8 protein-coding genes are annotated in these 20,567 nt (G+C 55.4%); 5 read left to right on the top strand and 3 right to left on the bottom strand.

The features are described from left to right. Nucleotides 1-15 precede the first annotated feature (15 nt). Entirely contained in the window at nucleotides 16-702 is a 687-nt protein-coding gene (locus TW77_RS20960) for a TorF family putative porin (protein WP_071211957.1), read from the top strand. A 17-nt stretch (nucleotides 703-719) separates the two neighbouring features. Here the strand turns inward: TW77_RS20960 and TW77_RS20965 are convergent, their stop codons facing one another. Continuing rightward, on the bottom strand, nucleotides 720-1,607 hold the full coding sequence (locus TW77_RS20965; protein ID WP_046006911.1) for an aldo/keto reductase: 888 nt from the start codon (nucleotides 1,605-1,607) through the stop codon (nucleotides 720-722). Beyond that, nucleotides 1,604-2,791 carry a formate-dependent phosphoribosylglycinamide formyltransferase gene (gene purT, locus TW77_RS20970; protein WP_046006912.1) on the bottom strand — a complete coding sequence of 396 codons (1,188 nt, stop codon included), beginning with the start codon at nucleotides 2,789-2,791 and terminating at the stop codon, nucleotides 1,604-1,606. The genes TW77_RS20965 and purT overlap by 4 nt, the downstream gene beginning before the upstream one ends. 186 nt (nucleotides 2,792-2,977) lie before the next feature. On the opposite strand from purT, the gene TW77_RS20975 reads away from it, so the two are divergent. Genes TW77_RS20975 through TW77_RS20990 form a run of 4 tightly spaced genes read left to right on the top strand, consistent with a single transcriptional unit; the run spans nucleotide 2,978 to nucleotide 19,788 of the window. Next, nucleotides 2,978-7,987: a non-ribosomal peptide synthetase gene (locus TW77_RS20975; RefSeq protein ID WP_082078996.1), complete on the top strand. Its 5,010-nt coding sequence runs from the start codon at nucleotides 2,978-2,980 to the stop codon at nucleotides 7,985-7,987. A gap of 1 nt (nucleotide 7,988) precedes the next feature. Then, on the top strand, nucleotides 7,989-14,375 hold the full coding sequence (locus TW77_RS20980) for a non-ribosomal peptide synthetase (protein ID WP_046006913.1): 6,387 nt from the start codon (nucleotides 7,989-7,991) through the stop codon (nucleotides 14,373-14,375). An 11-nt stretch (nucleotides 14,376-14,386) separates the two neighbouring features. Continuing rightward, complete coding sequence (locus TW77_RS20985) at nucleotides 14,387-18,508, top strand: non-ribosomal peptide synthetase (RefSeq protein WP_046006914.1); 4,122 nt, start codon at nucleotides 14,387-14,389, stop codon at nucleotides 18,506-18,508. Continuing rightward, entirely contained in the window at nucleotides 18,505-19,788 is a 1,284-nt protein-coding gene (locus TW77_RS20990) for an MFS transporter (RefSeq protein WP_046006915.1), read from the top strand. The genes TW77_RS20985 and TW77_RS20990 overlap by 4 nt, the downstream gene beginning before the upstream one ends. On the opposite strand, the gene TW77_RS20995 is transcribed toward TW77_RS20990, so the two are convergent. After that, nucleotides 19,778-20,443: a fumarylacetoacetate hydrolase family protein gene (locus TW77_RS20995; RefSeq protein ID WP_046006916.1), complete on the bottom strand. Its 666-nt coding sequence runs from the start codon at nucleotides 20,441-20,443 to the stop codon at nucleotides 19,778-19,780. The two genes, TW77_RS20990 and TW77_RS20995, sit on opposite strands and share 11 nt — an antisense overlap. Nucleotides 20,444-20,567: the final 124 nt, after the last annotated feature.

The raw sequence follows: 20,567 nt of genomic DNA on the forward strand, positions 1-20,567 counted from the left end.
TCCAGAGGACTCTACATGAATAATAAATACTCACTTTTTTGTGCAATCTCACTGCTGTTCACCCACGCGCAGGCATTCGCCGACAGCCCCAGCTCTGTTAGCGCCAATGTCGCCGCCAGCTCCAATTATTTCTGGCGCGGTATTACCCAATCGGATGATGGTGCCGCCGTCTCGGGCGGGCTGGATTACGACAGCGGCAAAGGCTTTTACATTGGCACCTGGGCATCCAATGTGGATTTTGGTGATGCCGCCAGCACCAGCTATGAACTGGATCTCTATGCAGGTTTCAGTGGCGAGTACAATCAGCTCAGTTATGACCTGGGTTATATCCATTATGCCTATCCGGATGCGGCCGGGGATATCGACTTTGGCGAGCTGTACGCCTCACTCGGCTGGCAATTTTTCACCGTGAAGCTTAGCCACCTGACCACAGCGCAGGACGACTCAACCAGCGAAGAAGATATGTTGTATCTGGAGCTCAATGCCGCATTTGCGGTGTTTTCTGAATCTGAGTTGGGCCTGCATATCGGCCGCTCCAGTGGTGATACTGTCATGGAATGGACCGGTGAGGATGACAGCTATATGGATTATGGTGTCAGTTTAAGCACCGGAGGACTCACGCTGGGACTAGTCAAAACAGACCTTGATGCCGATGATGACATCAAGGCCTATGTGAGTTACGCACTGGACTTTACGCTCTGAGCCCAGCAGCCACTGAGTTAAGGCACACTATGGCCGGTCGATGCCTGCCAGATACGATACCATTGCTCGCGGGATAAGGTCAGCGTACGTGCCGCCACGGCCGCACGTACCCGCTCAATGTTACCGGTGCCCAGCACCACAGAGGGCTTGCTTGGGTGCATCAGCAACCAGGCATAGATCACCGCGTCGATGCCGCTGGCACCCACTTCTGCTGCCACCTTACTCAAGCAAGCACGTAAACGCACCGCTTTGTCATCTTGAGCTGCGAAGATACGCCCACCCGCCAGCGGTGACCACAGCATAGGGTGAATACGCAGCTGCTGACACTGATCTAAAGTGCCATCATCCAGGGCCTTGAGCTCATAAGGTGAAAACTCTATCTGGTTGGTGATCAGGTCAAAGTCTAAGCGAGACTGCAGCAGGCTCAGCTGCGAAGGGGTAAAATTCGATACCCCAAAGTGCAGCACATCACCCTGTTGTTTGAGTGTGTTAAACGCCTCAGCCACTTCGTCGGCATCCATCAGATAGTCGGGACGGTGGATCAGCAATGTATCGATGCGATCTGTGCCAAAGTGCTTTAAAGACTGCTGCACCGAGGCAATGATATGGGCTTTACTTGAGTCATAATGATTGGCTTTACCCGCCAATCCCTTACTTGTCAGAGCCGGACGAATGCCGCATTTGGTGATGATACGGATCTGCTCACGGACCGACGGCTCTAATGCCAGCGCACGACCAAAAGCCGCTTCGCATTCATACTGGCCATAGATATCGGCGTGATCGGTGTCACGTATACCCAGCTCTGTCAGTTGCTTTACAAAATCTAAAGTCTGAGCCGGGCTGTGCTGCCAGTCCAGTAAACGCCAGAACCCGGCGACCAGATCGCCCATTACCTTGTGTGTCATAAAATCGTGCCTATGGTTGAACTTACTCGTTTTGCTTTCTCTGTGGCCAGTTCACAGCTTTCATCACGCGCCAGTGCAACCCCCATGCGGCGCCGACCTGCCACTTCAGGTTTGCCAAACAAACGTAAGTCGGTGTCGGCTTCACAAAGGGCCTCGGCGACCTGAGTAAAACTCAGTTGCTGTGACGTGCCGTCGACCAGTATAACACTTGATGCCGACGGGCCGTGACACTGAATATGAGGAATAGGCAATCCCAGAATGGCCCGCACATGCAGGGCAAATTCACTCAGGTCCTGAGAGATCAGGGTCACCATGCCGGTGTCATGAGGACGCGGCGACACTTCGCTGAAATACACCTCGTCATCTTTGATAAACAATTCAACCCCAAACAAGCCCCGGCCACCCAGCGCTTCGGTGATCTGCCCGGCCATGGCTTTGGCGCGCGATAAGGCCAGCTCAGACATGGCTTGCGGCTGCCAGCTTTGCTGATAGTCACCATCCTGTTGGACATGGCCAATTGGCTCGCAGAAACTGGTACCATCAATATGGCGAATGGTCAGCAGGGTAATTTCATAGTCAAAGTCGACAAAGCCTTCAACAATCACCCTGCCCTGACCGGCACGCCCGCCCTGCTGTGCGTATTCCCAGGCAGCGTTGAGATCCGCTTCCGTGCGCACCACACTCTGCCCTTTACCTGAAGAGCTCATAATCGGCTTCACCACACAGGGCATGCCAATTTCGCCAACCGCTGCGATAAACGCCTGCTGGGTATCAACAAAACGATAAGGTGACGTCGCCAGCCCCAGCTCTTCAGCGGCCAGCCGACGGATCCCCTCGCGGTTCATGGTCAGTTGCGTGGCTCTGGCACTGGGGACCACGGTAAAGCCCTGCTGCTCCAGCGTCACCAATGTGTCGGTCGCGATTGCTTCGATCTCTGGCACAATATAATCGGGTTTTTCCTGCTCTATAATTGCAGCCAGTTTATCACCGTCCAGCATCGACAAAGTGTAACTTCGGTCGGCAACCTGCATGGCGGGCGCATGTTCATAGCGGTCCAGCACCACCACCTCAGCACCCAGGCGTTTAAACTCAATCACCACTTCTTTGCCCAGCTCCCCGCCACCGCATAACAACACCTTACACGCGGTCGCACTAAACGGCGTACCCAACTGTTTAATTTTCATGATTTATTCCTAAGTAACGATGTGTTTCAAATATGCACTACAAAATAACATAAATTGCAATACCGACAGCACAAAAAAAAGCGTGAAAATATCCAAATAAAAACAATAAAGACACAATTTGTACACAGTTGGGATACATAATTCACATGCAACCAAGTTGAACATGTTAGCGAAGGACTAGAAGACGTGAACACGAAGCATTTTTCAGACAGTGGCATGCCACCACTGGCAATGACTCTCTCACAAGTTTATGGCAATTTTGCGGATCGAACTGCACTTATTTATGAAAATAATCATATCAGCTATCAGGAATTAGCGCAGCGAGTCGCTTTTCTTGCCGGACATATTCGCCAGCAACTTCCTGAACAGACACACACCGCGCCTTCTTCTCAATACATTGCACTCTATCATGAGCGCGGCATTGATATGGTCGTCAGTATGTTAGCCGTTCTGCACTGCGGCTTTGGCTATATTCCTATTTCCACCGATGCCCCGGCGCAGCGGACGCAATTTATTTTACAGGACAGCCAGCCTGCACTGATCCTGACCCACAGCGACCTTAGTACAGCAGACGCCATTGCGGGCCGTGCTGTGCTCTACGTTGACAAGCTCAGTACACAAGATGGACTCGATACTGCCCCCGCCCAAACGCAAGATGCGGTAGGGTACGTGATTTATACCTCAGGGACAACCGGACAGCCGAAAGGCGTTCAGATCCCCGCACAGAATATTTTACACCTGGCCGATGCGCATATCGACTGGTTCAACACAGGGCAATATCAGCGCGCCTTGTTGTTTGCCTCGTATATCTTTGATGCCAGTGTGTTCGAACTGTTTGTTCATTTATTACTGGGCCAGAGCGTGTATATCGCCAGCGAACACGAGCGCACCGATGCGCAGGCGCTGAGCACCCTGGTACAGCAAAATGACATCGAATTTGCTTCCATCCCGCCTGCGCTGCTGGCCTTGATCCCGCCGCAGCAACTCAGTGCATTGAAGTGTTTGATAGTCGCAGGCGAGACGCCGAATGTGGCCATGCTCGAAGCCTATAGCCAGATCACTGCAATTTATAATGGTTATGGCCCGACAGAAAACACGGTTGCCACCAGTTTGCATCGCTTTGCGCCACAAGACAGCGAATTGAATATTGGCCAGCCACTGAACGATACCCGACTATATGTGCTGGACCCTCAGCTAACTCCCTGCCCACAGGGCGAAGTGGGGGAGCTTTATATCAGTGGTCCACGGCTGGCGCTGGGCTATCTGAACCGGGACGACCTGACCCAGAGCCGCTTTATCGCCAACCCTTTTTACGACCCTCAGTGCGATCCGGCGGGTTTCAGCCGCTTATATAAGACGGGTGACTTGGCTTCTTTTGACGGTCAGGAATACCATTTTGCCGGTCGTGATGATGGCCAGGTTAAGTTACGTGGCTTTCGCATTGAGCTTGAGGAAATCGAACAAACCATTGCGGCTTTGGATAGCGTCAGGCTGGTCAGCTGCGTGATCAAACAACAGGGGAATCGTCGCTTACTTGCCGCCTATGTCGTGGCACAGGACAGCGACGCTAAGCAGACTCAGCATATCGCCACTCACCTGAGCCGTACCCTGCCAGATTATATGCAGCCCGACCTGATAGTGCTGCTAGACAAGTTACCGATGACGGAAAATGGCAAAACCGATAAGCGTGCACTGGCGGCCCTGCCTGTTGAGGTCGAACACACTCATGTGGATGCCCAGCTATCTCATACTCAGCAGGTATTTTTAAGCCTGATGCAAGGCTATTGCCCGGCTGAGCTGCACTGGCACAGCGACTACTTTGAGCAAGGTGGCGACTCTATTTCTGCTATCCGTATCGCCAATGAAGTTCAGCAGCAACTTAAGCTGCACCTAGACACTCAGCTGATTTACCGGCTGCGCACCCCGGCGCAGATTTGGCAGGCCCTGTTGACGCACAACGTCCGCCCGCCTGCTGCCATTGCACATCGCCCGGCGCACCACCAGCACACGGCCCCTCTGTCGGCGCAACAAAGCGGGTTATGGTTTTTAGCGCGCCAGGCACCGGACAACCTTGCCTATCACTCGGTCAGCCGACTGACGCTAAACGGTGCGCTGGAGCCATCCAAATTGCATGCCGCGCTCAGCACGCTGGTTCAGCGCCATGAAATTTATCGCACGTCGTTTGATTTGCACGAACCGCTTCAGCATATCCACCCGGACTATGTGCCTGAACTGCCGCTGCTGGATTACAGTGAACTGAGCGAAGCCGAAGCCGAGTCGCAGCTGACGCAGCAGCTAAATCAGCTGAATGCCCCGTTTAAGCTCGACAGCCTGCCACTGGCACGCTGGACGCTGGTGAAGCTAAGTGATCAAAAACATGTGCTGCTTCAAGTCGAGCACCATCTGATCCACGATGGCTGGTCGGCCAATCAGTTTGCAAGCCAGTTACTGGCCCTGTATGCCCAGCTGGAAAATGGCGAAGCCCCTGCCGCCCAGCCAAACCAGATCCAGTATGCCGATTACGCCTGTCACCAGGCGCAGTGGCTCAGTGGCGAGCAGGCACAGCAGCAGCGCATGTACTGGCAAACCCAGTTAGAATCAGCGCCGCCACGCATTAACTTACCCGTTTCTCAGCTGGCGCAGGATGTGCCTGTCAGTGCAGCTACTCATCAGATTGAGCTACCCAGAGCACTGTGGCAACAGCTACAACAGTTTTGTCAGCGCAACCAGGTCACACCGTTTTCTGCCACTTTGGCCACATTATACCTGGTGCTGTCGCGCTTCAGCGGCGATGAGGATATCTGTATTGGCTCGGCTTTGGCTAACCGGGCGCACCCGCAACTGGAAACCACACTGGGCATGCTGGTCAACACTGTGGTGCACCGCCTGCAAAGCGCGGCTCAGACGACCATTGATGAGCTGATCCAGCAGAGCTTTGAAGTATGCAGCGAAGCACAGGCAAATCAGGCACTGCCTTTCCCGGCGCTGGTTGAGGCCCTGAATGTGTCGCGCATCCCCGGTGTGAACCCACTGTTTCAGGTGTGCTTTACCTTTCAGGATACGCCGCTACCGACGCAGCACCCGGAGACCTTTACGCATATTGCGCTGGAACACGGTGCACCGGCTCAGGATACCAAGTTCGAGTTGAACATTGCCCTGCAGGACATCCACAGTCAGGATCCGGAGCGCCCGGTTACCATGCAATGGGAGTATGACCGCAGCCGCTATGACCTGTGGTTTGTTGAGTCCATGGCCAGCAACTTTGCCCACCTGCTGGCGCAACTGGTGAACTGCACCTCGCAATCCGAGCTGATGCAACCGCTGAGTGCACTGGCACCTGCGGCAACGCTGCCCGAGCCACTCACCACGCCACTATATTCAGAGCAGAGTCTGACAGACTTATTTGATCAACAGGCGCAGCGCCACCCCGACAATACCGCCCTGCTTACCACAATGGGCACCATGAGTTACGATCAATTAGCACTCCGGGCCAACCAACTGGCCCAGTGGCTGGTTGAACAGAATATGAGCGGCCAGTTTGTCGGCTTATATTTACCACCAGGCCCGGATACACTGGTCGCCATTCTCGGGGTCTTAAAAGCGGGCGCCGCCTATGTGCCTTTATCGACCCGTGCACCGGCCAGCCGTAATGGGTTTATTCTCGACGATGCCGAAGTGCAGGTGGTGATAAGTTATGGTGAACTGAGCAACGAACTGGGTGCCCCGCAACTGACGTATCTGCTGCTCGACGACGAGGCAACACTGCGTGACTATCCGGACACACCGCCCGCATGCAACATCAAAGGCGCCGATCCGGCCTATGTTATTTATACCTCTGGCACCACGGGCAAGCCTAAAGGTGTCGTGCAAACCCATGGCAATGTCGCGCGCCTGCTCAGTGCTGCCGAGCAGCACTTTAGTTTTTCTGAACAAGACACCTGGGTGCTGTACCATGACTATATCTTTGACTTCAGTGTCTGGGAGATCTGGGGCGCGCTGGCCTATGGCGGCAAGCTGTTTATTCCCGACTATCTGGAGATCCGCGACAGCATGCAGTTTGTCGGGCAATGTCAGCAATATGGCGTCACTGTACTGAACCAGACGCCCAGCGCATTCTATACCTTTGCCGATATCGCCAGCACAGCTCAGGTGCCACTCAATACCCTGCGTTATGTGATCTTTGGTGGCGAGCAGCTCAACTACAGTAAGCTGGCCCCCTGGTGGCAACACTATGGTGACCGTATCACGCTGGTCAACATGTATGGCATCACTGAGACCACAGTGCATGTTACCGCCCTGACCCTGAGCGCAGCCATGCCGCGTCATATTGCCGATATCGGTAAGCCATTGTCTGACATGCAGGCGCTGGTACTGGATGAACAGCATCGGCCTGTGCCGCTGGGCTGCCCGGGCGAGCTGTATATTACCGGAGCGGGCCTGGCAAGCGGCTATCTCAATCGCGAGACACTGAGTGCTGAACGCTTCTTTACACTCACCACCGGCGGGCGTCAGTGTCGAGTGTATCGCACCGGCGACAAAGCACGACTGCTGCCAACCGGACATCTGGAATATCTGGGCAGACTGGACGATCAGGTAAAGATCCGTGGCCACCGCATAGAGCTGGGTGAGATAGAAGCACAGCTGCTGACCTTCAGTGAAATCTCCAAGGCCTGCGTACTGACCTATGACAATCAGGGGCAAACGGCCCTGGTGGGATACATCGTCACCACCGGCAATACGCAAGACTGCGAAGCGCTGCGTCAGCGCCTGGGCACACGCCTGCCCAGCTATATGATCCCGGATCAGTTGATTGCACTGGATGCCCTGCCACTGACGGTCAATGGCAAGTTGGATAAAAAGGCGCTGCCTGCCCCTAGCCTGACACCTCAGGGCGGCTATGTGGCACCCGAAACCCCATTACAACAGCAACTCTGCGTGCTCTGGCAGCAGGTGCTCGGCGTAAGCCAGGTTGGCATTCAGGATGACTTTTTCCAGCTCGGCGGCAACTCCATTCTGGCCGTTAAGCTGGTGCGCGAAGCACAGGAGTCCTTGCAGCTGGCCATCCCGTTATCGGCCCTGCTGAGTTACCCCAATATTGCCACTCTGGCAGAGCACCTGAGCAGCACTCAGGTAAACACCATAGTTCGTTCACAGCATGCAACACAGACCAGCGCGAAGCAGGTCATGGAGCTTTAATATGTTATCTTTTGTTCAAAAACTACACACACAAGGCCTGCGGGTCTGGCTGGGTGACAACAATTCGCTGGCACTGGGATATGAGGAAACCGTCGCAGCCGAATTGATTGCCGAGCTAAAAGCCAACAAGCCTGCCTTGCTGGCTTTGCTTGAAGAGCATCAGATACACTCAGAGCAGGCCTTTTTAAACTGGTCTGTGTTGCAGCTTTCTTTATTGTCTAATGCTCAGGCACGACTGTTGTTTGTCGACCGCTTACAGCCACAGCGCTGTGCCTATCATATCCCGATGCTGGTCGAGCACCAGCAAGCGGACACGATTGCCAAACTGGACAAGGCCATTCAGGCACTGACGGTGCGCCACCCGATCTTAAACAGCCAGATTGTGGAGCACGACGATCAGCTCTTTTGTCAGCCCCGCAGTCGCGCACTGACCTCCGTAAAAACACGGTGCAACGATCCTGAGCAACTGAAAGCGCTAGTTCAAACGCAAGTGCTGACACCGTTTGATTTAAGCCAGGATGCGCCGCTGCGAGTGGTGCATTATCACTGTGCCTCGAGCACTTACACGCTGTTTTTATGGCATCACATTGCCTTTGACGGCTGGTCTATGCAGTTGTTTTTCAAAGAGCTCAGTCAGCTGATGGCCGACCCTTCATGGGCGCAGCAACAGCCATTGCCTTTGTCCTACTGTGACTACGCAAGCTGGCACCTGACACTGGATCAGCAACAGGCGCATGATTACTGGCAGACACAATTAAAAGATGCGCTGCCAACCCGGCTACCCAAAACGCTGGACGCGCCTTTAAATGAGCCGCTCACCCGTGGCAGTAATCTGTATTTTACTCTGCCCGACACACTGAGCACCCAGCTTCGTCAGCTGGCAAGCTCCCTCAGTGCCACGCCATTCAGTGTCCTGCTCAGTGCCTACTATTATACGCTGATGCTCTTTTCCAATCAGAACGATATCCTGCTGGGAGTGCCATCAGACAACCGGGATCACCCGCAAACCCAGGACATTATGGGCTTTTTTGTCAATACCCTGGCATTACGGGCAAAGCTTGATAAACAAGCCAGCTTTGCGCAACTGGTCACTCAGGTGAAAGACACCCTGCATCAGGCCAAACGCCATCAGGATCTGCCATTTGATGAGGTGGTTCAATACTTTACACAGGGCGACCGTGAGCAAAGCGCACTGCAGATCATGTTCAGTGTACAAAAACTGGCCAGCCAGCTGGACCCGGCGTTGTCACTGCCCTTTTCAGTCAGCCCATTGCTCAGTGATGATGAGCTGTATCAGCCCATTAAAGTAGACCTGTTGCTGGCACTGGATGACAGTGAAGCGACTATCTCAGGTCAGATTGATTACAACCCAAACCGCTTCAGCCAGGCTTATATTGAGGCATTTCGTCAGACCTTTATCCACCTGCTTGAGTGCAGTGTTGCCGCGCCCCACCAGCCGCTGCAATCGCACACGTATGTGCCGCCGGGTCAGTGTCTGAGCGAACCGCAGACACAAGACAAACCTGCCTATGACAACCTCTATGCACGCTTTGTTGCCCAGGCCAAGCAAACCCCTCAGGCCAGTGCCCTGATCTACCAGGAGCAGGAGATAAGTTATCGCACCCTGGCCCGGGAAGTGAAAACGCTTGCAAGCCATATACGCGCACAGATAGCACAGCATGACGACCCTAAGGTCGCTTTGATGTTTGTTCGTGGACCACAGATGGTCACCGCGATTCTGGCCACCTTAGCTGCAGGCGCGGCTTATGTGCCACTAAGCCCGACTCAGGCCAGCAGCCGTAACCAGTTTATCCTTAATGATTCGGGGGCGGCACTACTGCTGACCCAATCTCAGCTGGCGGCACAGGCGCAACAACTGGCCCAGTCCGATGCCACCCCGGTACTCACAACCGAGGCCTTGCTGTCAGATCCTGCGGAATATGACTTAGCGCAGGGCGATGCCGGGCAACTTGCCTACGTTATTTATACCTCGGGCAGTACCGGCCAGCCTAAGGGCGTGATGGTCGAGCATGGTCATGTTGATGCGCTGGTACGCAGCACCAGCGAGGTCTATCAATTTGCCAGCGACGAGCGGACCTACTGGTTAACGCCCTATTTTTTTGATGCCTCAGTCGAGCCGCTGTTTATGACTTTACTCAATGGTGCCTGCCTGGTCATTCCCTGCGAGCGCAGCTGCAACGACCCGCTGGCTATGCGAGAGGAAATTCTCGACAGGGCCGTCACCCACCTGGTGGCCTCGCCATCGCATTTACAAGCGATTGGACACTGCGGCAAAGCCAGCGCCATTCGGCGGGTGGTATTCGGTGGTGAATCCTGTAGCCAAAGCCTGGTCGATACCTGGCAACAGCGCCTGTTCAGTGAATATGGCCCTACCGAAGCTACGGTCACGGCCACAGTGCACAGGCAGTTTGCTCAGCAGCAAAACCTTAAGGCCATTGGTCAACCTTTGCGCCATGTCACCATCGACATAGTCGATGACGCACTCGCTTCTCTGCCGGTCGGTTGCCCCGGTGAGATCCTGATCTCAGGCCACAGTGTTGCCCGTGGCTATCTCAATCTGCCAGAGCAAACTGAAGCACGTTTTATTACCACAGCACGCGGGCGCGCCTATCGCACCGGCGATATGGCCCGTCGGCTGCCCTGCGGTAACCTGGAATTTATGGGCCGCAATGATGCGCAGGTTAAACTTCGTGGCTATCGCATTGAGCTCAATGAAATCGAAGTGGTGCTGCTTAAGCACCCGGATATTGAACAGGCCTGTGTGAAAGTGCAAACCCTGGCACAGGGGCCTGCGCTGGTTGCTTACCTCGGCACCACCAGCATGCTAACACTCGATGAGTTGCTGCCCTGGCTGAACGAACGACTGCCAGATTACATGCATCCGGCAGCACTGCAATGCAGCGCGAGTTTGCCTTTACTGCCTTCCGGCAAGGTTGACGCCCGCGCACTTGCACCGCTGGATATCAGCGTCAGCACGACCTATGTCGCCCCGCAAAGCGCGCTGGAAAAAGATCTCTGCGCCCTGTGGGCCGAACACCTCGGGGTTGAGCAAGTAGGCATGCAGGACAGCTTTTTTGCGCTGGGCGGAAACTCGCTAAGCGCCATGACCCTGGTGGCTAAAATGCAGCGTACTCTGGCGCTGCCTGTCACGCTCAAAGCGTTGCTGAGCCACAAGACACCGGCCGCTATTCTGGCTAATCTGGATACCCAGCACCGCATCGAACCCATTCCCGTGCTCGCCGATCCTACTCAACCTGTGGCAGTCACTCCGCAGCAGCAAGCGATGTTACTGAGTGAACGCCTTGCCACCACTGCGGGGGCCTATCATATCCCCCTGATGCTGAGCTGCGGGTCGCTGGCACAGCAGCAGGCGCTGATGGAAGGGGTGCAGCAAGTGATCAGCCGCCATCAGATATTACAGCAGGGCTACGATCAGGATGAGCAGGGACACTGGTTTATCAGTCAGACGCGCTACCCGGTACCCTGTCAGGTGTTGGCGTTACAGAGCCATAATGACAGTGCCTTGCAGGAATTTGTCAATGCGCCATTTACATTAGACACGTCAGCGCCGGTGCGAGTGGCGCAATTGCGTGTAGGCCCGCTGCCCAGCTACAGGTTGTTACTGGTGTTTCACCATGTGGCCTTTGACGGCTGGTCGGTCGAGCGCTTTATTCGTGAACTGGATCAGCAAATGGCCGGGCAGGTACTTACCCCGTCCACACTGACTTACCGGGACTATGCCCACTGGCGCAGCACCCTGGACGAGCAGGCAGAGCTGGATTACTGGCAACAGGCGTTTGCTGGTATTGACTTGACCCCATGGGAGAGCGACTTTAGCCGCAGCGCCAGTTATGATCCCCAGGGCAAGGCGCTGAGCTTTACCCTGCCTGATGCACTGACCCGCTCGTTGCGTGCGCTGGCACAGCAACAGGGAGTCAGCCTTTATGCAACCCTGCTTAGCAGCTTTCAGCTCGCCGCCTGTTTCTGGGCCGATCGGGACGACATTGTCATTGGCACACCGAGCGACAACCGCGCCCATCCGGACAGTCACGAGCTGATGGGATATTTTGTCAATACCCTGGCACTGCCGTTGCGCCTGGACAGCACACTCAGTTTTACGGCTTTAATGAAACAAGTGCAGACTCAGGTTCACGATGCAAAAAGCCATCAGGGCACCTCTGTGGATGTGCTGGCAGATGCGCTCAACATTGAGCGCCAAAGTGGCCTGTCGCCGCTGTTTCAGCTGTTTTTCACACTGGATCAGTTTAACCCGCTGACTCAGGCATTTAACGGTTTTGAGGTGATCCCGGAGAACCCGCAAGATTACGCCTATACGCCGGCCAAATTTGAGTGGAATATGGTGTTTAAGGACGATGGTGACCAGCTGCAAGGCCAGTTTACCTACGCCACAACCCGCTATGATGCAACACGCTGTGAGCAGTTTCTGGCATTTTATCAGGTGCTACTAAACAATTTGATGGCGGCCCCGGAGCAGCCGGTACGCGACTGCCCGCTGCTCAGCCACGCGCAATTTCAAACCCTGGTGACACACCAGGCACAGCAAAGTAATGATCCACACACAAACTGGTTAGCCTGTTTCGCACAGGCCTGCGAGCGTGCGCCGCACAATATTGCCTTGTCGTTTGAAGATCAGCAACTCAGCTATGGCGAACTGGATAGCTTGTCATCACAGCTGGCTGCCACACTGCATCAGCATCTTGGCACGCCGGGAGCTGAGCCCGCCCGCGTCGCACTGCACTTTCACAAAGGCTGTGACATGATCATCGCCATGCTGGCCACGCTCAAAGCCGGTGCCGCCTTCGTTGCGCTGTCGCCCAACCACCCGCAGGCACGCCGTGAAACTCTGTTGCAACAGGCGCAGTGCGAACTGCTGCTCAGTGATGATGCGTTAAGCTGGTCAACAGTGCCCACCTTGCTGTATCACTGGCGAGACTGGCCAGAGACACAGACCGAGCATAATGATATTAACTTTAACCACAGCCCAGACCGCCTCGCCTATCTGATCTATACCTCCGGCACCACAGGCACCCCCAAAGGGGCCATGCTCAGCCACCGCGGCCTTATCAACCTCTCAGCACACATGATGCACAGCCACCGCTTAATTGGTCAGTCACGTCAGGTGGTTGCCAGCCAGTATGCCGAATATGTCTTCGATGCCTCCATCATCGAGATTTTCCCGGCGCTGGCTGCGGGTGCGCGACTGGAGATCATTCCTGAGCCCATACGTCGCGATGTACCCAGGCTGTGTGAGTTCTTGCGTCGCCAGCACGTAGATGTGGCCTTTGTGCCCACCGTGCTGGTCAATCAGTTTGCGGATCTGCTGGCCGAGTGCCAGCTGGATGTGTTGTTTGTCGGTGGCGCGCCGCTCAATCCGGTGCATCAGCGCCTGGCAAACACCTTCTACAACGAATATGGACTGAGTGAAACCAGCGTGTGTGTGACTCAGGCCGAGGTTACGCCCCAGCAGCCAATCACCATAGGGCGCGCCATTCGTAATACCCGTCTGTATGTGCTGGATAAATATCAGCGACCTGTGCCACCGGGCGGCTGTGGTGAACTACACAGCGCAGGCTGCAGTACCGGGCTGGGATACTGGCAAAATGCCGACAAAACGGCGGCCCATTTTATCACCCTGACAATGCACCATGGTGCGCAACAATTGCATGAGCAGGTCTACCGCACCGGCGATTTAGTGCGCCGGGTTGATGCGGACACCCTGCAGTTTGTGGCTCGGACCGATCAGCAGCTGGAGATCAATGGCTACCGCATTGAGCCGGGTGAGATTGAGGCAAAATTATTGACCCACCCGGACGTCGGCCAGGCCGTGGTCTGTCAGGTTCAGGGGCATGCGCAGCAGCTTATCGCCTACTGTGTGTTAAACCAAAGCGCCACCTCCCCTGTAGCAGACTCGCATTCTCGTGCCCTGCTCAACTGGCTGAACGCCCAGCTGCCACCTTATATGCGACCAAAACACCTGCTGTTTGTGTCTCATTTCCCGCTGACCTTAAACGGCAAGCTGGATCTTAAGCAGTTGCCGCAGCCCGAGCTGGATCAGCTTAAGGTTGAGCAGCGCGCCCCGCAAACGCAAACCGAACAAACCGTGCTCGAACTTTGCCAGCGCCTGCTGGGCGTGTCTGAGCTGAATATCAATCATGACTTTTTCGAGCTGGGCGGTTCGTCCGTACAGGCTGCGCGGCTAATCGCCGAGTGTGAAAAAGCCTTTGTGGTCAATATTGAACTGGCCACCTTACTGACTCATCCGGTGCTGGCCGAGTTTGCCGCCGCCGTTGATCGGCTGCTGGCGGAACAAGCCATCCCCGACGCCGAATTTGAAATGGAATTATAATGAGGTTCTCCATGCACCAGTTAATGTATACCCTAAAAGCCCAGCAGATCAGTGTCTGGCATGATCAGGGCAAGCTGAAGCTTGCCAGCCAGAGCGATGTTAGCCAGTCAGACATAGTGGCAACGATCCGGGCACATAAAACCCAGCTGCTGGATTATTTGCAGCGTCATCACATCAACAGCCGCCTGTGCTTTGAACAAACTCAGATTTTTGCCAGCGAAAGTGATGCCGCACCGCTGACACTGGGCCAGACACAAATGCTGTTTTCTCAGCAGGTCAGCGATCAGACCCATACTTATCACATTCCCTGTCTGCTCAAGCTCAGTGCTGAGTGCGACATGGCTAAAATGGAGCAGGCGTTGCAGCGCTTGTGTCAGCGGCACAGTGCGCTGGACACCTGCTTTACCAGTAACGCACAAGGTGAGATGCAACAGCAACGTTGCACAACACCCTTTGTGCTGACGCAACTGCATTGCGATGAAGCAGAACTGGCGCAAACATGTCAGCAGCTGTTTACCCAGCCTTTTGCACTGCATGAAGCGCGCCCGTTTCGTGCCACCTGGATAAGCACGCAGTCGCACCAGTACCTTTATCTGGTGTGGCACCACATTGCCTTTGATGGCTGGTCGCTGGGGGTCTTTTTAGCGCAGCTGCAAGCCAGTTACCAGCAAACGCCGCTGGCAGACACCTTGCAGTTTAATGACTACGCACACTGGCAGGCACAGCGCCTCAGTGCACAGCGCATTGCCACGCTGAAAGACTATTGGCAAACACAACTGGACAGCCACAGCGCCCTGCATCTGCCCTGTGCCAACGCCAGACCCAAAGTCTTTGACCACAGCGGGAAAAATATCACACTGACTCTGCCTGAGGGCAGTGACGGGCAACTCCAGGCACTGGCAAAACGCCACAAGATCAGCACCAACACGCTCGGTCTGGCGGCCTGGTTTCACACTTTGTGTTTATACAGTGGCCAGCAGGACCTGATCATCGGTCTGCCCAGCGATAACCGTCCCAACCAGGCCTGTCAGCAGATCCTTGGCTATTTTGTCAATTCACTGCCGATCCGATTACAGGCTGAGCTGACCCTGTGTGTGAGCGACTGGCTGGCGCTGGTGCAGGGTCAGGTCAATGAAGCCAAAGCCCATCAGGACCTGCCTTTTGAAGAAATCAAATCGGCGCTGGCGGTGACCATGGACACCAGCCGCCACCCGATATTCCAGACCATGTTCACCTCCAGTCAGTTTCAGCAAGGCAGTGCGCACACGCTGTGGCAACAACACCACACAACAACAGATGCCGATGTGACCGCTAAGTTTGACCTGACCATGCACCTGGAGTTGGCTCCCGGACAGGCGCAAGTGAACCTCAACTATGCCAGCGCGCTGTACAGTGAGGCACATGCCCAGCGTATCGCCACCTTATATACCCGGATATTAGCGGCTTACGCAGACAGCCAGACAACCCAGCAGACGCCACTGTTTAACCTGCCGCTTCTCAGTGAAGCCGACCTCGCGGAGCAACAGCAGCTGAGCGGCCTGTCACAGGCTTTTCCGGCACCGCACACCATCACCGAGCGCTTTGCTGACATGGCATCGCGCTTTGCGCAGCGCCCTGCGCTGGTCACGGCTGAACGACAGTGGACCTATCAGCAGCTGGATCAGGAAGCCAATCGTCTGGCTGCGCAGATCCAGGCCTTTGCACCCCAGGCTCGGGTCGTCGCCCTGCATATGCCGGGTGACGCCGCTTTGGTCATCGCCATGCTGGCCACGCTCAAGGCCGGGGCTGCTTACACCACCTTGCCCTGTAAGGACCCGTTGCCACGGCGCGCCTATCAGCTGGAAGACAGCCAGGCCGAACTGCTGCTCACCCAGGGCACGCAGGTTGAAGAGGCAGAGCTGTTGGCCGACGCAGCCCAGCTGCCGTTACTGAATGTCGACGACATCATTGGCAATACCTCACTCAGCGCACAACCGGTGCACAGTGAAATCACGCCACACAGCCTGGCGAATATCATTTATACCTCGGGCACCACGGGGCAGCCCAAAGGCGTGATGGTCAGTCACTATGGCTGTACTTCTTTAACCCTGGATAACACTTATATTAGCGTTACGCCTCAGTCGCGCTTTATGCAACTGGCAAACCCGGCGTTTGATGCCACCACCTTTGAGGTATGGATGCCGCTGCTTAATGGTGCAAGCCTCTACTGTGGCTATAACGACCTACTGAGTCAGGTGGCCGAGTTTAAGGCGCTGCTGAATGAGCAAGGCATCACTACACTGTGGCTGACCCGGGCATTATTCGACACGCTGTATCAGCAAGACCCCACGCTGTTTGCCTCGCTGGAACATCTTCTGGTGGGCGGTGAAGCCCTGACCTGTGAGCTGGTCAATCAGCTGCTCAGCTCCGCTTATGCTCCGGCACACTTTATCAACGGCTATGGCCCGACCGAGTGCACCACCTTTACGACCTGCTATGAGCTCAGCGAAGCACATGCTCAGATCCCGATTGGTGCGCCCATCGCCGGACGCGCTGCGCTGGTACTGGGTCAACAAGGCCAGCTGCTGCCGCCTGGCTGCCCCGGCGAGCTATACATCACCGGAGCCGGTCTGGCTCAGGGCTATCTCAACCGCGAGGCTCTGAGTGAAGAAAAGTTTGTCACCCTGAGCCTGTTTGATAAGGCCCAGCGTTACTATCGCAGTGGCGATCTGGTGTACTGGCAAGCAGACGGCACGCTGGCCTACCTGGGCCGCAATGATGAGCAGGTCAAGATCCGTGGCCACCGCGTGGAGCTGGGCGAAATCGAGCAGCAACTTAATGTGCTGCCTCAGATCAGTAACTGCGCCGTGGTGGTACGCCAGCATCAGGGCCACAGTCAGCTCGATGCCTATGTGGTGCTTGCCCAGCAGCAGGATACCGCAGCGCAGCTTACTGTGATCCGGGACACACTAAACCAGCGTCTGCCGGGCTATATGCAGCCGCATACCCTCAGTGCCATTGAGCAACTGCCACTGACCGCCAATGGCAAGCTGGATAAGCGTCGCCTGCCGGCGCCACAGCAAGTTGCAGACACAGTGATTGCGCCCGATACGGCGACAGAGAAGAAACTGCTGCTCCTTTGGCAATCCCTGCTGGGCTTAGACAGCATGTGTGTTAATCAGCCTGTGATGCACTATGGTGCCGACTCCATCCGGCTGCTGCACTTTTGCAGCGCGGCCAGTAAAGAAGGCTGGCAGCTGACCCCCAAACTGGTGATAGAGCACAACACCATACGTGCCCAGGCCCAGCTGCTGGATCAACAAAACCGCGATCTGTTTAACGGTATGAATGATGATGAAGCACTGCAGGCCGTATTGCAGCTGCCACACTTTGAACCCGGCTTGATCCGTCCGGCCACAGTATCCGATGCCGCGGTGCTCCACTTGTTCCCGGCCGCCGCCAGTGCCGACAGCTTTAATCCATTGATTGCCAGATTAAATGAGCACTTCGCAGTGCACGCGCTGGAGAATGTGAAAATCTTCACCGGTCGTCACCTCAACCAGCTGAGCCTGATACGGTATTATGCCGAGCGGATCATCGCGCACCAAAGCGAAGGACCTTACTATCTGGGTGGCTTCTGTGAAGGCGCAGCTCTGAGTCTGGAAGTGGCCAGGCACCTGGAATCTCTGGGCCATGAAGTGGCGCATAGCTTCCTGATTGACCCCATCATTCCGCAACTGAGCGCAACCCAGCTGGCCGAGGCAGAGCAATGTGTTCAGGACAGCGATCCAGACCTGGAAACCTGGCCGGTAGGACGCGCCTTTGTCGACTTTGTGCGTCACTTCCACACCGCCGATCCTTACCCTTATTCGGTGAGCTTTTTTACAGCCGACAGGGTGAATGATGACGCCATGCCCACCCAGGTGCTGGGGCTGTTCGAGCCGGTGTTTGATGTACCTACTGTGTATAAGGCGACCTTTGCACTGCCCGACAACGGCTTTGCATCATTGCTGCCGCAGGCCGAGTACATCCGCCTGCACAGCGCCCATGATGAAATTATGACCGATGAACAGGACCTGCATTGCATTGCCACGCGCATCAATCAGGTTTTGGCCTCGGCCCATCCCCACCTTGTGCAGGAGCGACGCGCATGAACAAACAACAACTGTGTAAGCGCTACGGCATACACCTTGGCCTGACCATGTTTGCGGCCATGCTGCTACTGCCTATTCTGACCCCATACCTGCTTGCCCAGGGGTTTGTGGTCAGCCAGATTGCCATTGCCATGGTGATCATGAGCGCCGTGATCATTGTCAGTGAAGTGCCAAGCGGGGCCCTTGCCGACCATTTCGGTCGCCGCCGGTTGTTTTGCTGCTCGCTGATCTTTGCCCTGCTGACCAACTTGTTGCTGCTGGTAGCCACTGATTTTATCACTTTGCTGATCGCGGTCAGCTGCTGGGGACTGAATCAGGCCACCCTGAGCGGCACGCTCAACGCCTGGTTTGTGGAGCGCTTTAAAGAAGCCGAGGGCGAGCAAACCCTGAATCAGGGGTTTGCATCAGCCTACGGACTGGCCTATGGCATTGGCGCGTCTTCTGCGGTGCTCTCTGCTTTGTTTCTGGCCTTTGGCAATCAGTTGGGGCTTTCGACTTTGCAGATGTATCAGCTGATCTTTATCGTTTCCAGTATCGGGTTTGTTTTGCTGCTGCCGCTGACATTTCATTGGGTAAAAGAATTGAAGACCCCTTCTGAGCACAGCTTTAAACAAGCACTGAATCATCATGTTGGCGCCACCATCAAAACAGTGCGTCAACCCGCGCTGGCGAAGCTGCTGATTGCATTGGTGATAGTCATTCCGGTCAGCGCCAGTATAGAAAAGTTCTGGCCTATCTTTGTGCACCAGCTGGAGCAGGTGGACATGGATGCGGTGGCCTGGTTATTCCCGGCGGTGATGGCGGCGACCTTTGCCCTCAACGGGGTGGCGGCAGTCCTCAGCGCGAAGCTGTGTACACTGCTCAATCAAAAGCTGGGACAAGCCATGGCCGTTGCCCACTTGCTTAAGCTGGTTGCCTTAGTGGCGATGGCGCTGGCCCCGGGCCTGAACTGGTTTGTAGCTGCGTTACTGCTGTTCTTCCTGTGCTTTGGCCTGACTCAGCCTGCACAGTTACAGTTGCAGCACCAGCTGTGCGACAACAGTGTGCGGGCCACCATAGAATCCCTTGGATCCTTGACTACCCGAATGGGTGGGATGCTGGGTGCCGCGCTGACAGGCGCTTTACTCAACCTGGTCTCTCTGCCGGTCAGCTGGTTGCTGCTTGGTGCCCTGTCGCTGCTGGGCATAGTGCTGTTACTCAGCCCATCGCTCAACCAGCCAGAGCAGCCAGAAGACAAAGAAACCACGACCGAGACGGCGCCGGCAGACGTCAGCGCCTGACGGTCACGCTTGTAGTATAACGGGGGGCATCCTGGAGCTGTAGCGTCAGGGTGTCGCCCTCATTGAGTGCACCAACGCCCTGCGGGGTCCCCGTCATAACGATGTCGCCCGGATGCAGGGTGAAATAACGGCTGATCTCGCTCAGCAAAGTGGCCAGCGAAAAAATCATCAGGCTGCTGTCGCCGTGCTGTTTAAGGACGTCATTTTGCCAGAATCGATAGTGCAACTCTGTGTGTTCATCCAGGCCCTGAACGGGTGTGAAAGGAGTCAGCGCACAGCTTTGATCAAACGCTTTCGCACATTCCCAGGGATGCCCTTGTTGCTTCAGTTTGGTTTGTAAGTCTCTGAGTGTCAGATCCAGCCCGGTTGCAATACCGCAAATGTGTTGCAGCGGCGCGCGGGTATTGCTGTCTATGGTTTCCCCCACCAGCAGCACCAGTTCAGCTTCATAATGGTGCTCGCCCAGTGCGGTATTAAGCGCCAGTGGCGACTGAAAATCGCAAAATGCCGAAGCTGGTTTAATAAAAAGCAGCGGGCTGTCCGGTATCGGATTGTTTAACTCTTTGGCATGTGCCACATAGTTGCGACCCACACACACGGCCTTACCGACCCCCAGAGCAACGGCGTCGCCCGATTCCCATAGATGCTGATACATAAAGATCTCCGTTCAGAAATGGGTGAGCAGTATAACGGATCAGCGTATTAACTCAGAGCCCGGAGCCCTGATGTTGGATATAACCAATATGAATAACAATCGCCTTTTTGCTCTAGCGGACAAA

Origin of the sequence: Pseudoalteromonas rubra (genome assembly GCF_000967655.1) — a bacterium.
Lineage (GTDB): Bacteria > Pseudomonadota > Gammaproteobacteria > Enterobacterales > Alteromonadaceae > Pseudoalteromonas > Pseudoalteromonas rubra_A.

What these genes read in the sequence shown, in the direction of transcription:
- TW77_RS20965 (WP_046006911.1), bottom strand. Translation starts at nt 1,607, where the DNA reads ATGACACACAAGGTAATGGGCGATCTGGTCGCCGGGTTCTGGCGTTTA.
- TW77_RS20990 (WP_046006915.1), top strand. Translation starts at nt 18,505, where the DNA reads ATGAACAAACAACAACTGTGTAAGCGCTACGGCATACACCTTGGCCTG.
- TW77_RS20985 (WP_046006914.1), top strand. Translation starts at nt 14,387, where the DNA reads ATGCACCAGTTAATGTATACCCTAAAAGCCCAGCAGATCAGTGTCTGG.
- TW77_RS20960 (WP_071211957.1), top strand. Translation starts at nt 16, where the DNA reads ATGAATAATAAATACTCACTTTTTTGTGCAATCTCACTGCTGTTCACC.
- purT (WP_046006912.1), bottom strand. Translation starts at nt 2,791, where the DNA reads ATGAAAATTAAACAGTTGGGTACGCCGTTTAGTGCGACCGCGTGTAAG.
- TW77_RS20980 (WP_046006913.1), top strand. Translation starts at nt 7,989, where the DNA reads ATGTTATCTTTTGTTCAAAAACTACACACACAAGGCCTGCGGGTCTGG.
- TW77_RS20995 (WP_046006916.1), bottom strand. Translation starts at nt 20,443, where the DNA reads ATGTATCAGCATCTATGGGAATCGGGCGACGCCGTTGCTCTGGGGGTC.